At 61.4% G+C, this 12,697-nt stretch carries 12 protein-coding genes; 8 read left to right on the plus strand and 4 right to left on the minus strand.

The genetic code is table 11. The features are described from left to right. The first annotated feature begins 10 nt into the window (after positions 1–10). From ilvD to ACIGGE_RS14855, 4 genes are read left to right on the plus strand one after another with little or no spacing between them, the layout of a single operon-like run. Positions 11–1,858 (plus strand): dihydroxy-acid dehydratase, encoded by a 1,848-nt coding sequence (gene ilvD, locus ACIGGE_RS14840; protein WP_397490939.1) that lies wholly within the window; start codon positions 11–13, stop codon positions 1,856–1,858. A gap of 38 nt (positions 1,859–1,896) precedes the next feature. Continuing rightward, positions 1,897–2,253, plus strand: a complete 357-nt coding sequence (locus ACIGGE_RS14845; protein ID WP_397490940.1) for a hypothetical protein — start codon at positions 1,897–1,899, stop codon at positions 2,251–2,253. Beyond that, a complete protein-coding gene (locus tag ACIGGE_RS14850) occupies positions 2,246–3,631 on the plus strand; it encodes an NAD(P)H-hydrate dehydratase (protein WP_397490941.1) in 1,386 nt (461 codons plus the stop codon). The genes ACIGGE_RS14845 and ACIGGE_RS14850 overlap by 8 nt, the downstream gene beginning before the upstream one ends. Continuing rightward, positions 3,628–4,824 carry a class I SAM-dependent RNA methyltransferase gene (locus ACIGGE_RS14855; RefSeq protein WP_397490942.1) on the plus strand — a complete coding sequence of 399 codons (1,197 nt, stop codon included), beginning with the start codon at positions 3,628–3,630 and terminating at the stop codon, positions 4,822–4,824. The genes ACIGGE_RS14850 and ACIGGE_RS14855 overlap by 4 nt, the downstream gene beginning before the upstream one ends. On the opposite strand, the gene ACIGGE_RS14860 is transcribed toward ACIGGE_RS14855, so the two are convergent. From ACIGGE_RS14860 to ACIGGE_RS14875, 4 genes are read right to left on the minus strand one after another with little or no spacing between them, the layout of a single operon-like run. Further along, the gene (locus ACIGGE_RS14860; protein WP_397490943.1) at positions 4,821–5,597 is read right to left on the minus strand and encodes a hydrolase 1, exosortase A system-associated; all 777 of its coding nucleotides are present in this window, start codon (positions 5,595–5,597) and stop codon (positions 4,821–4,823) included. The two genes, ACIGGE_RS14855 and ACIGGE_RS14860, sit on opposite strands and share 4 nt — an antisense overlap. After that, on the minus strand, positions 5,594–6,271 hold the full coding sequence (locus ACIGGE_RS14865; protein ID WP_397490944.1) for a hypothetical protein: 678 nt from the start codon (positions 6,269–6,271) through the stop codon (positions 5,594–5,596). Before ACIGGE_RS14865 ends, ACIGGE_RS14860 begins: the two co-directional genes overlap by 4 nt. A gap of 8 nt (positions 6,272–6,279) precedes the next feature. Further along, on the minus strand, positions 6,280–6,582 hold the full coding sequence (locus ACIGGE_RS14870) for an acyl carrier protein (protein WP_103023727.1): 303 nt from the start codon (positions 6,580–6,582) through the stop codon (positions 6,280–6,282). A 46-nt stretch (positions 6,583–6,628) separates the two neighbouring features. After that, a complete protein-coding gene (locus ACIGGE_RS14875; protein WP_397490945.1) occupies positions 6,629–7,594 on the minus strand; it encodes a GNAT family N-acetyltransferase in 966 nt (321 codons plus the stop codon). Positions 7,595–7,615: 21 nt separating this feature from the next. On the opposite strand from ACIGGE_RS14875, the gene ACIGGE_RS14880 reads away from it, so the two are divergent. From ACIGGE_RS14880 to ACIGGE_RS14895, 4 genes are all read left to right on the plus strand, one after another. Beyond that, positions 7,616–9,130: an acyl-CoA ligase (AMP-forming), exosortase A system-associated gene (locus ACIGGE_RS14880; RefSeq protein WP_397490946.1), complete on the plus strand. Its 1,515-nt coding sequence runs from the start codon at positions 7,616–7,618 to the stop codon at positions 9,128–9,130. Continuing rightward, positions 9,127–10,353 (plus strand): pyridoxal-dependent decarboxylase, exosortase A system-associated, encoded by a 1,227-nt coding sequence (locus tag ACIGGE_RS14885; RefSeq protein WP_397490947.1) that lies wholly within the window; start codon positions 9,127–9,129, stop codon positions 10,351–10,353. The genes ACIGGE_RS14880 and ACIGGE_RS14885 overlap by 4 nt, the downstream gene beginning before the upstream one ends. Positions 10,354–10,513: 160 nt before the next feature. Next, entirely contained in the window at positions 10,514–11,158 is a 645-nt protein-coding gene (locus ACIGGE_RS14890; RefSeq protein WP_103023730.1) for an XrtA/PEP-CTERM system exopolysaccharide export protein, read from the plus strand. Between the two features lie 14 nt (positions 11,159–11,172). Next, complete coding sequence (locus ACIGGE_RS14895) at positions 11,173–12,690, plus strand: XrtA system polysaccharide chain length determinant (RefSeq protein WP_397490948.1); 1,518 nt, start codon at positions 11,173–11,175, stop codon at positions 12,688–12,690. Positions 12,691–12,697 lie beyond the last annotated feature (7 nt).

Consider the following 12,697-nt stretch of genomic DNA (forward strand, 5'->3'; position numbering starts at 1 on the left):
GAGACCTGCCATGCCCGCCTATCGTTCCCGCACCACCACCCACGGCCGCAACATGGCCGGCGCGCGCGGATTGTGGCGCGCGACGGGCATGAAAGACGGTGATTTCGGCAAACCGATCATCGCGGTGGTCAACAGCTTTACCCAGTTCGTGCCGGGGCACGTGCATCTCAAGGATCTGGGGCAGCTGGTCGCACGCGAGATCGAGGCTGCGGGCGGCGTGGCCAAGGAATTCAACACTATCGCGGTGGATGACGGGATCGCCATGGGGCATGACGGCATGCTCTATTCGCTGCCGAGCCGCGACCTGATTGCCGACAGCGTCGAATATATGGTCAACGCCCACTGCGCCGATGCGATGGTGTGCATTTCGAACTGCGACAAGATTACGCCGGGCATGTTGATGGCCGCGATGCGACTGAACATTCCTGCCGTGTTCGTCAGCGGCGGTCCGATGGAGGCAGGCAAGGTTGTGGTGAAAGGCAAGGAGGTCGCCCTCGACCTGGTGGATGCCATGGTCGCCGCGGCGGACGAAGCCTATTCGGACGAGGAAGTGACGGCCATCGAGCAGAATGCGTGCCCGACCTGCGGCAGTTGCAGCGGCATGTTCACGGCCAATTCGATGAATTGCCTGACCGAGGCACTCGGTCTCTCGCTTCCCGGTAACGGTTCGCAGCTCGCCACGCATGCCGACCGCAAAGGTCTGTTCGAACGGGCAGGGCGGCTGGTGGTGACGCTGGCGAAGCGATATTACGAGGAGGATGACGAGAGCGTCCTGCCACGTTCCATCGCCAGCTTCGAAGCGTTCGAGAACGCGATGAGCCTCGACATCGCGATGGGTGGCTCGACGAATACCGTGCTGCACCTGCTTGCCGCCGCGCATGAGGCGGGGGTCGATTTCACCATGAAGGACATCGACAGGTTGAGCCGCCAGGTTCCCTGCCTGTCGAAGGTCGCACCGGCGAAAAGCGATGTCCATATGGAGGACGTCCACCGGGCAGGCGGCATCATGGCAATCCTCGGCGAGCTGGAAAAGGCAGGCCTGCTTCACACCGCGTTGCCGACCGTACACAGCCCGACCATGGCCGATGCGCTGGATGACTGGGACATTGGCCGCACGCAGAACAACAAGGTCCGCGAATTTTTCGCCGCGGCGCCGGGCGGGGTGCCGACGCAGACCGCCTTCAGCCAGTCGCGCAGGTGGAAAGAGCTCGATACGGACCGCGAAAACGGAGTTATCCGGAGCGCTGAACACGCATTCAGCAAGGATGGCGGGCTGGCCGTGCTCTATGGCAATATCGCGCGCGATGGCTGCATCGTTAAGACCGCTGGGGTCGATGAGAGTATTCTGAACTTCTCGGGCCCAGCAAAGGTTTACGAGAGCCAGGACGACGCGGTGACGGCGATCCTGACGGGGCAGGTTGTCGAGGGCGATGTCGTGGTCATCCGGTACGAAGGGCCGCGGGGCGGACCGGGCATGCAGGAAATGCTTTATCCCACGAGCTATCTGAAATCGAAGGGGCTGGGCGCAGCCTGCGCCCTGCTGACCGACGGCAGGTTTTCGGGAGGAACGTCAGGCCTGTCGATCGGCCACGTGTCGCCCGAAGCCGCGGAAGGCGGCGCGATTGCTTTAGTCGAGGAGGGGGACAGGATCGAAATTTCCATACCCGAGCGCACGATCAATCTTGCCGTGTCCGACGAAGTTCTGGCCGAGCGGCGCGCCGTCATGGAGAAGAAGGGCTGGCTTCCCGCCCAATCGCGAGACCGGCGGGTCTCGCCAGCGCTCGAAGCCTATGCTGCGATGACGACTTCTGCGGCGCGCGGCGCAATCCGGGATGTGGGCCAGTTGAAAACGCGCTGAGACTTGCCCCCGAGCGCCGTGCGTGGCAGCGGCTACGCATGACTTTTCCGCAACGATCCCTCTGGGTTCTTCTGGTTGCATCGCTCGGTCTTGGAGCGTGCGAGGTTTCGCCCGAGATTGCGAGCGAAGGTGGATCAACGATTTCCTGCGCGCTGGGTGGGGCAACCGACTTCACCGGCGAATGCCGTCTCGTCGAAGTAAGCGATGGCAGTGCGAACTACCTCATCATGCGGCACCCGGATGGCGGTTTCCGCAGGCTCGCACACGCCGAAACGGTGTCCGGCCTGGCCGAGTTCGACGGCGCACAGAAGGCGGAAAGCTGGCGCGAAGGGGACGCGGTCGTGCTTGCGATCGGAGAGGATCGCTATCGCTGGGGCCAGCCCGTACGTGACTGAGCCTGTGCTCACCGTCGCCGAGATGCGCGAGGCGGAGAAAGCCGCAATGGATCGCGGGACCAGCGAGTGGGAGCTGATGCAGCGTGCCGGGACCAATGCAGCGCAATGGGTCATGCGCATGGCTGCAGGGCGGCCGGTCACGATGCTTTGCGGACCCGGCAACAATGGCGGTGACGGTTACGTGATCGCGGACGTGTTGAGCCGGGCGGGGTACGAAGTGGACGTGGTTGCGCCCATAGAGCCGAAGAGCGAGACCGCTCGCAGGGCGCGGTCCGCCTTTCAGGGCAAGGTCACTCTTGATGGCGCTCTGCGCACAGGCGTGGCGGTCGATTGTCTGTTCGGGTACGGCCTGGATAGAAAGGTCGAGGAGCCGTTCTCGAAAATACTGGAGAAACTGGCAGCATCCTCCTGTTATAAAATAGCTATCGATGTCCCGAGTGCAGTTCAGAGTGACGCTGCGCGTGTGCTTGGCCCGCTTCCTCGATATGACCTGACGCTGGCTCTCGGCGCGTGGAAGCAAGCCCATTTTCTCATGCCGGCCGTGCCAGCGATGGGCGAGAAGCGACTGGTTACCATCGGGCTTGAGTTCGAAGATGTTTCATCGACGGTTTCCGCCGCGCCGACGATAACTTCGCCCAAGCCCGATGCCCATAAATACAATCGCGGGCTGCTGGCCATCGTGGCAGGGGAAATGCCCGGCGCGCCACTGCTTGCCGCGGAGGCAGCCATGCGCGCGGGGGCGGGCTATGTGAAGCTGTTCAGCGATCATTCTCATCCCGATGCGCCGGCCGAACTCGTGATCGAGCAGGGCAGCCTCGCCGATGTGCTTTCCGACGGGCGGATTTCGGCGTTGCTGATCGGACCGGGACTAGGCCGCGACGACGCGGCTCGTGAAAGGCTGGCCAAGGTTCTGGAAAGCGGAAAACCGGCAGTGCTGGATGCGGATGCGCTGCATCTTCTCGACCCGGAACTTCTGGCGATGGCCGACGCCAAGACCTTGTGCGTTACGCCTCACGCAGGAGAGCTGGCAAAACTCTGCGAGACGTTTGGCGTCACGGCGGAAAGCAAACTCGGTCGGGCTCGCGCATTGGCGGATGTCACCGGCCTGACCGTGCTGGCAAAGGGGCCCGACACCGTTCTTGCGCATGACGGCATGACGTCATTTTTCCCTAGAGGCTCAAGCTGGCTATCCGTGGCAGGGTCCGGCGATGTACTGGCGGGGATCCTGAGTTCGCGGCTCGCAACCCATGGTAATCCGCGGCGTGCAGCCGAAGAGAGCGTATGGCTGCATCACGAAGCGGCGCGCCTTGCATCCCCGGCATTTTCTGCAGGGGAACTTGCTCACGCGGTAAAACCGGCCATGGCGTCCTTCTTGTGAGTGAAACCGAAGAAATCATCCGCATTGCTGCGCGCGGCGATGGCGTCACCGCGTCGGGGAGGCACATTTCCGGCGGCGTTCCGGGCGACACCGTGGGCGAAGATGGCACACTGACGGCAGGCCCGCATCACGCCGACCCGCCGTGCCGACATTTCCCGGTTTGCGGTGGGTGCCAATTACAGCATGTCGATGAAGAGGCGCTACGGCAGTTCGTGACAGACCGCGTCGTCGGAGCCGCCAGGGCTCAGGATCTCGACGTTGGTGAAGTGCTTGCGACGCAGCTGTCGCCGCCACGGTCGCGCCGACGCGCCACCTTGCATGCGCTGAAGACCGCGCAGGGCGCCGTGCTGGGTTTCCGCGAAAGCGGATCGCACCGAATTGTGAACATGCAGGAATGTCATATTCTCGTGCCCGAGCTTTTCGCCCTGGTCGAGCCGCTGAGAAGACTGATCGGTCGTTATGGCGGCCGGCAAGCGGTCGACGTGGAATTGACGCTGGTCGATCAGGGCGTCGATTGTACGCTGAAGGGTATCGAGGCCGATGGGCTGGCTGCGACCGAAGCTCTGCTGGACTTTGCGGGTGAGAATTCCCTGGCTCGCCTTTCTGTGGACCGCGGGTTTGGCCCGGAAACAAGCTGGGAGCCCGAGCCGCTTACCGTTGGGCTGGGCGACATTGCGGTGCCCTTTCCTCACGGTAGCTTCCTCCAGCCCACAGTCGATGGCGAGCGTGCACTGGTCGCCGATGCGTTGGACTTTCTCGATGGCGCAACGACCGTGGCCGATCTTTTTTCAGGCCTCGGCACGTTCGCCTTTGCCTTGGCGGGGCCGCGGAAGGTGCTGGCAGTGGAGGCTGCGCGCGATGCGCATCTCGCCTGCAAGGCGGCTGCGAATGGGCGGCGGATACCGGTGCACACGCTTCATCGTGACTTGTTTCGCAATCCGCTGCAGGCAGAAGAGGCGAGCCGGTTCGGCGCATTGGTTCTCGATCCTCCCCGGGCGGGTGCGCGGGAGCAGGTGGTTCAGATTGCGGCGAGCGAGGCCACGCGCGTGGCATACATCAGTTGCAACCCTGTCAGTTGGTCGCGCGATGCCAGAGTACTGGTTGATGCGGGCTTCCGGCTCGAGAAGCTGCGGCCAGTCGGGCAATTCCGCTGGTCGACGCATGTCGAACTGACCAGTTACTTCACGCGCTAGCGGCGCAGAACCTCGAGGATTTGCGCGCGCAGCCACTCGCTTGCCTGCGGCGTCGAATAGGCATGGTCCGCACCTTTGCAGCGCCTTATCCGCGTGTCCGCAGCGTCCCATCGTTCATCGAACAACTGGGCCGTCCTGTCGGTCTCGGCCAGGAGGATATGAACGGGTCCCGTGGAGCCCGCTATGCCCGCGCGCATCTGATCGGCAAGCGAAGAGGGCGCGGCTTGTTTCTTCGAAGCCTGGCGTAATCCGCGCGCGAGCTTCTTCAGATCGACCTGGCCAGACGCCAGGCGCAGCAGTTCCTTGGGGTTTTTCAGCTTTTCGACATAGCGCGAACGCACTGCAGCAGGCGGCGGTATGTTGTCGCCGTCGTTCTCGATCGTCCACGGATTGCTGAGTACGAGGGCATCACATTCGGCGCCGGCATTTAGCATGAGTGCGCTTGCCGCGTCGCAATTCCCGAACCCGACGACGCGTTCGACCTGCGGTGCCAGTGCACGAAATGCAAGAAGAGCGGCTTCTATGTCTTTGCGTGAATTGCGAAATCCGCGGTTTTGACCCTCGCTGTCCCCAATCCCTCGCCTGTCGAAGCGAAACACCGGAAAACCCGCACGGGCGATGGCGGCAGCAAGGCGAGCTTGAGAATTGAATGCGCCTGCACGAACTTCATTGCCGCCGCTGACGAGGAGCAGCCCGGTCGTTCCGGGCGCACTGTCGAGTGTCGCGCCGCAGCGCGCGTCCTGGCACTCGAAAGAGAACGCGAGCCGTTTCATTTGCTAGGGTCTGTTGCGACGATGGAGGCAAGCGCTGTGGCCTGTGCGAGATCGAAATCGTTTTCTGCGCGCAGCCAGAGCGGCGTTCCGCCCACATCCGCTTGGTCGACGACTGAATAGCCCGGCGGAGCAGCGGAATCTTCGGTTTCGAGTTCTGCGAACAATTCAGGGCCGAGCGGCCACCCGGCAAGTGTGATTCCGCGTTCCCGGCCGGTTTTCCGGAGTTCTTCCGTAATCTCTTCCCGCCCGGCTTCCCGCGCGCTCAGGATGCGCGCCCGGAGCATGTTGCGCAGGATCTGTTGAGGGTTCGGTGGGGCATACAGCCAGCCTCCACCTTCCTTTGGCACCAGCCAGCAACCAGACCGGACGGCGAGAATGTGGGTCGTCGAGAAAGTCTCCACCGCAGCGGCGATGCCGACCCGCCAATGAGCGAGCGACTGGTTGTCCAAGTCCGCCAGACTCTCGTTCCATCCCGGCAGGTCCGGTAGAAAGCAGTCTACGCCGCGCGAATGGAGTTTTCGCATTGTTTCAACGATTTGGTGGCGCAATCTGTTCGCTTCTTCGAACAGGGGAGGGATTACCAGTATCCGTTTTTCGCGCGCTTCGTCGAAACCAAGCACCATTTCCTCACCCACGCCGCCATCGGGCAATGGGCAAGACCAAACTGAATACATGGAGGAGGTCAGCCCTCGATCACCTTCGCTTCGGCAAAGGCAAGGAGGCCGCCGAAGTTTTCCAGCATCTCTCCGTCGACATCGTCATCCTCGATTACAATGTCGAGCCGGTCTTCCATTTCGGTCAGCAATCCGGCCACCGCCATAGAATCGAGCTCCGGCAGATGACCGAACAGGCCTGTGTCTCCAGTGAAGCTGTCTACCTGATCCTGATCGAGCCCGAGAACATCGCGCAGGATCGCGCGGAGCGTCTGGTCGATATCGCTGCGGCTCGGCCCGGTAGGCTCGGCTTGTGCGGTTTCGGCAATCATTGCTTCGGCGTTCCCTGTCGTTGGCCTTCCACTCGAGGCGAAGGCCTTAGCTGGGGCGATTGTGCGGTGCAAGGTGGCGTACAAACGCCTTGGCGATGGCAGGCCAGGCTCGCGGCTGGCGCCAGTCGAGGCAGGTGAGCCTGAAGCGGGGTCGCACCTGTTCCATCCAATCGCGTTTGTAGGCATCGCTGCCCGTCCCGAAATCGACCAGTTCGACCCCGTCGGTATCGATGACATATTCGAATAGAGCGGCACTGAGCGTCGTGCCGGCCGATAAGGGTGTCGCGGCTTCAATGTGCGCGAGCTTGTGAATATAGGCCGTGCCGTTTTCGACCGTCCAGAACTGCGCGGCGACTGGGACGCCGTCCGCGCGCGCAATGCCCAGCCGGATGCGACCGGCTGCGCCTTCAGCCGCTGCGAAAGCTTCGAGAATATCGGCCCGCTCTTCTTCCGGTTTCCAGCTTTCCGAATAGATCGCCTTATAAGCGGCCCAGGCTGTTTGGTCGAACTGTGTGAGGATATCGACGTCGACCTTCTTCGCCTTGCGTTTGAGCGTGGTGCGCATTTTGCCAGGGCGTCCGGCCCAATATTCGGCAAATGTTCGCCCAGCTACGGGCAGGACGTGATTTTCATCGCATTGATCATGCAGCACAAACCAACCCGCCTCCCGGAAAGTTTGCTCCATCTGTTCGGCCGTGCCGTCCTCATCGGGAAGAGGGGAGAGTATGACACGATGCGTTCGCGACCGTAGATCGCGTGCTAATTCGCGAATTAATTCTTGCGACTTTCCAATAGGTCGCCACGTAAAGCTGAACCAATTCGTTAACGAAGAAAGACCATTTGCGTGCCGCTGGAGCGGAACCACCACCCGGTCGTCGCTCCGTTCCGCCAAAGCGAACAGGGGTTGCTCAAGCAGGGCGTACCATTCGAGCCTGTCGAAAGGGCTGCTGGCCGACAGATCAAGGCCTTGCAGTTTGGTAACCGTGTCGTGATAGCTGACTGCGATGTCCAACGGCTTTCCCTCGGAGCGTTAATGCCTGATCCCACGCCCTATCCGCTCGATCAACTGGCCGAGCGCGGGAGTGCACAGGCACCTGCGCTGGTGCTGCGCGATCGCACGCTTACCTTTGAGGAGTTGAGGAAACGTGTCTCGCTTCTGGCCGGATGGCTGGCAAGTCGTGCGGTCAAGGGCGATAGAGTGGCAAGCTGGGCGGCGAAAGGCGAGCTGACTTGCCTGCTGCCATTGGCAGCGGCGCGGGCGGGGCTGGTGCATGTGCCTATCAACCCGCTGCTAAAACGGGCGCAAGTTGCGCATATTCTGGCCGACAGCGGCTCGACCATGTTGATGGGCACGAAGGCGCGCCTGATGTCTCTGGAAGATGAAGATCTACCGCCGGGCTGCGAGGCCCTTGATGAGAGCGAAATATTCGGGTTGGCAGAGGCTGAAGGCGCCGAGTTGCCCCCGTCCCGCCACGATCCCGACGAACTGGCGGCAATCCTTTACACAAGCGGTTCCACCGGCAAGCCCAAGGGCGTGATGCTGAGCCACGCGAATATGTGGCTTGGTGCCGTCAGTGTGGCGAATTATCTTGGCGTTGCAGCGGATGACGTCGTGCTGGCAGTCCTTCCTCTGAGCTTCGATTATGGCCAGAACCAGTTGCTTTCGACATGGTATGCCGGAGCTTGCGCGGTTCCGCTCGACTATCTCTTCCCCAGAGATGTGGCCAAGGCCTGCGCAAAATATGGCGTCACGACGCTTGCCGCTGTCCCACCACTGTGGGTCCAGCTAACCGAGATCGAATGGCCTGCCGAGGCAATCGCCGGGATCCGGAGGCTCACCAATACCGGTGGGGCCCTGACGCGCGAATTGGTACGTGAGCTACGCGCACTCTTCCCGGAGGCACGCCTGTTTCCAATGTACGGCCTGACCGAGGCTTTTCGCTCGACCTATCTCGATCCGGAGCTGGTGGACACGCATCCAACCTCGATGGGCAAGGCGATACCCTTCGCGGAAATCCTTGTGGTCGATGACGAAGGCAAAATTTGCGCGGCTAACGAGGAAGGCGAGCTGGTGCACTGCGGGCCACTGGTGGCGCAAGGATATTGGCAAGATGCGGCGCGGACTGTGGAACGCTTCAAACCCGCGCCCGCTGGCTCAAGATATGGCGGAACGGCCGTATGGTCTGGCGACCGTGTTCGGCGGGATGAGGACGGATTTCTCTATTTTGTCGGGCGGCGTGACGCCATGATCAAGAGTTCGGGCAATCGTATCAGTCCGCAAGAGCTGGAAAGTGCTGCGCTGGCGACCGGATTGGTCGCAGAAGCCGTGGCTCTGGGAGTCAGGGACGAGCGGCTAGGGCACGCCATCCATCTGATCGTCAGGCCGACGCCGACTGCGCTCGACAGCGAGGAAGCGCTCGTGAAAGAGCTTAAAAAGGAACTGCCCAACTTCATGCAACCGCATGTCATTCACTGGCGCGACGAGATGCCGGTAAACCCCAACGGCAAGATCGACCGGACAGCATTGGCTGCGGAGATCGGCGCATGAAGCCGCTGGGGCCCATTCCGCCTGGTTTCCAGGCGATTGACGGTGAATTGGCCGTTGGTGGAAAGCCGGTGAGCCATTGGGCCGAGCAAGCCGGCAGAACCCCGTTGTTTGTGTATTCGCAGACACGGATAGAGCAGCGGTTCGCCCATCTTCGCGAAGCGATGCCAGATCGATTGAAGATAAATTATGCCATAAAAGCAAATAGCTTTGCGCCACTTCTTTCATTCGTGTCGAACCTGGCCGATGGATTGGATATCGCCTCCGGTGGTGAACTGGAAATGGTTCGGGCGACGGGTTTCGATCTGTCTCGCGTGAGTTTCGCCGGTCCCGGCAAGCGCGATGTCGAACTGGAAGCCGCTATTATGGCTGGCGTGACATTAAATCTGGAAAGCGAGGCGGAAGCCGGTCGCGCAATTGCCATCGCCGAACGCCTGGGCTTGACCCCATCGCTGGCGGTTCGGGTGAACCCCGATTTCGAACTTAAAGGTTCGGGCATGAAGATGGGGGGCGGGGCGAAACCGTTCGGCGTCGATGCCGATCGGGTTCCAGCCCTGATCAGGAAGATTGTAGAGGCGGGGTCCAATTTTCGCGGATTGCATATCTTCACCGGAAGTCAGGCTCTTTCCGCCGAGGCGGTAATAGACATGCAGTTCAAAGTCCTCGACTGCGCGGATCGTCTTGCGCGGGAAGCAGACGTTCCATTGCCCAAGCTCAACATGGGCGGCGGTTTCGGCATTCCGTATTTTCCAGGTGACGAACCGCTCGACGCCCACGCGGTGGGGCAGGCGCTCGAGGCGCAGTTTGCCGCATTGCCGGACACTCTGGCGGATGCTGAACTTTTTATTGAGCTCGGGCGTTATCTTGTTGGCGAGGCGGGAGTTTATCTCACTCGCGTGGTCGACCGCAAGGTGAGCTACGGCGAGACCTATCTCGTCACCGATGGCGGCCTTCATCACCAGCTGGCAGCCTCCGGCAATTTCGGCACGGTAGTACGACGAAACTATCCGGTGGCCATCGCCAGCCGGTTCGACGTGCAGCCGGAGGAAGAAGCCAATGTCGTGGGGTGTCTGTGCACCCCGCTGGACCGTTTGGCGGACAAGGCGCACCTGCCACGGGCCGAGGTAGGAGATCTGATCGCGGTGTTCTGCGCGGGCGCTTACGGTGCCAGTGCGTCACCCAGTGCCTTTTTGGGACAGGGTCCTGCAATAGAGATGCTGGTCTGATCAAAACCGACTAATGCAAAATCGCCGTGAAATCTGCGGTTTCGACGGCCTATGGCTAACAGTCTGTTCACCTATTTCGGGCATTAGCTGTTCCATAACGGGGAGTATCGGGCGCGCAACTCGTTCGATGCTTTCCAGGACGATGCCAGGGAAATGATTAATGCGCTTAACCCGAATTGCTTCGCTTACAGCCGGATGCGTTGCCGCTACGCTTGTTCTGGGCGGCTGCGCGAGCGGGCCTGAAACCGAGCTTCCTCCGGCAACCTTCGTCGCCATGCAGGAAGGTCCGGGCGAGGAATATGTGATCGGTCCGCTCGATGAGTTGACCATTCACGTCTGGCGCAATCCGGAACTGGGTGCCGAAAAAATTCAGGTGCGCCCCGACGGCCGAATTACCATTCCGCTTGTGAAAGACATGCCGGCAGTGGGCAAGACGCCGTCCATGCTGGAGGAGGACATCCGCCTGCAGCTGAGCCAGTACATCGAAGATCCGCTGGTGTCGGTCATCGTCAATGAATTCGCCGGTACATTCAGCCAGCAGATCCGCATCGTGGGCGCGACGGAGAAACCGGCTTCGCTGCCGTACCGGGCCAACATGACCGTGCTCGACGCGATGATCGCGGTGGGCGGCCTTTCGGAATTCGCTGCCGGCAATCGTGCGAAACTGATCCGCTTCGACAAGCAGGTTGGAAACCAGCGCGAATATGCGCTGCGCCTGACCGATCTTTTGAAGCGCGGCGACAGCAAGGCCAATGTTCTCCTGCAGCCGGGTGATGTGATCATCATTCCCGAAAGCACCTTCTAAGGATCAGCCGGGGCATGCAGGAAGTCTTCGACGAGATCCGCAGCGCGCTGCATACGGTTTGGAACCGCCGCTGGGTCGCGCTCGGCGTGGCCTGGGTTATTTGCGTCCTTGGCTGGCTGGCGATCGCATTCATCCCCAACAGCTATGAAAGCAGGGCGCGGATCTACGTCGAACTGGAAGATGTCCTGTCCGAACAGCTCGACATATCCGGCGATGGCAAGCAGGCCATCACCAAGGTTCGCCAGACCCTGGTAAGCGGGGTCAATCTGGAACGGGTGATCCGCACCACGAAGCTGGGCGAGAAAGTGGTGACGGATGCGGAGATGCAGGCCGCGGTCAAGAGCCTGACTGAAAGCATCGTCGTCAAAAGCGAGCAGGACAATCTGTTCGAAATTACCGCCACCATCGGCAAATCTAACCTGAGCGATGCTGAAAATGCCGCGCTCGCCAAAGATGTGGTTCAGAGCCTCATCGACATTTTTCGGGAATCGAACGTAGCCGGCAATCGCGGTGAAGTGGCGAGCACGATCGCATTCCTCGACGAGCAGTTGAACGATCGCAAGGCCGAACTGGAATCGGCGGAGCAGCGCCGTCTGACGTTCGAGGCGCAGAACCCCGATCTGGTGGGCGGCACGGCAACGGTCGCGGGGCGTCTGCAGGGCATGCGCACCGAAATGCGAGGTGTGGATGCCGATATCGCTGCTGCGCAAAGCGCGCTTGCCGCCATCAACGGGCAGCTTGCCAGCACGCCGCGCAGCATCATGACGGCCGATAGTGGCGGTGCCCGTAACGCGCTGGCTCAGGCGCAGTCGCAGCTTGCCGCCATGCGTGCGCGCGGCCTCACGGACAGTCATCCCGACATCCAGTCGCAAAAGCGTCAGGTGGAAGCGCTGCGTGAACAGGCTGCAAACGAGCCTGCCGGAACCGGCGGTTCGCCCAACCCGGCCTACACATCGCTTCAGTCCATTCGTGCCGAACGGCAAGCCAATGTCCAGGCGCTGGAGGCACGCAAGGCGGCCTTGCAATCGGATATTTCGGCGCTGATCGCAGCGCAGGCGGATGAGCCCGCCGTTGCCGCCGAGGCCAACCGCATCAGCCGCGATTATCAGGTGCTCAAAGACAAGTATGATGAGCTGCTGAGAAACCGAGAGGAAATGCGCCTTCGTGGTCAGGTTGAAACCGAGCGCAGTGCGTTCAAGTTCGAAGTCATCGACCAGCCGACAGCTCCGCGCAGGCCAGCGGCACCGAACCGCCCGTTGCTCTTGTTCGTGGTCCTGATCCTCGGCATCGGAGCCGGTTCGGCCGTCGCCTTCGTCATGGGGCAGCTCACGTCGAGCTTCACCACATCCGACAAATTGCAGCGCACGCTGGACCTGCCGGTCATCGGGACCATTTCCCGATCGATGACCGACGCCGCACGGCGACACGAAAGATTGCGGTTGAAACAGTTTCTGGCGGGCGCCGGTGGGCTGGGGGCAGTCTGCTTCCTGCTGCTGGCAGTCGAGATGATCCAGGTCGGATCGGTGGCCTGAGGGGATC

Source organism: Qipengyuania sp. NPDC077410 (assembly GCF_044543405.1).
Classification (GTDB): domain Bacteria; phylum Pseudomonadota; class Alphaproteobacteria; order Sphingomonadales; family Sphingomonadaceae; genus Qipengyuania; species Qipengyuania pacifica.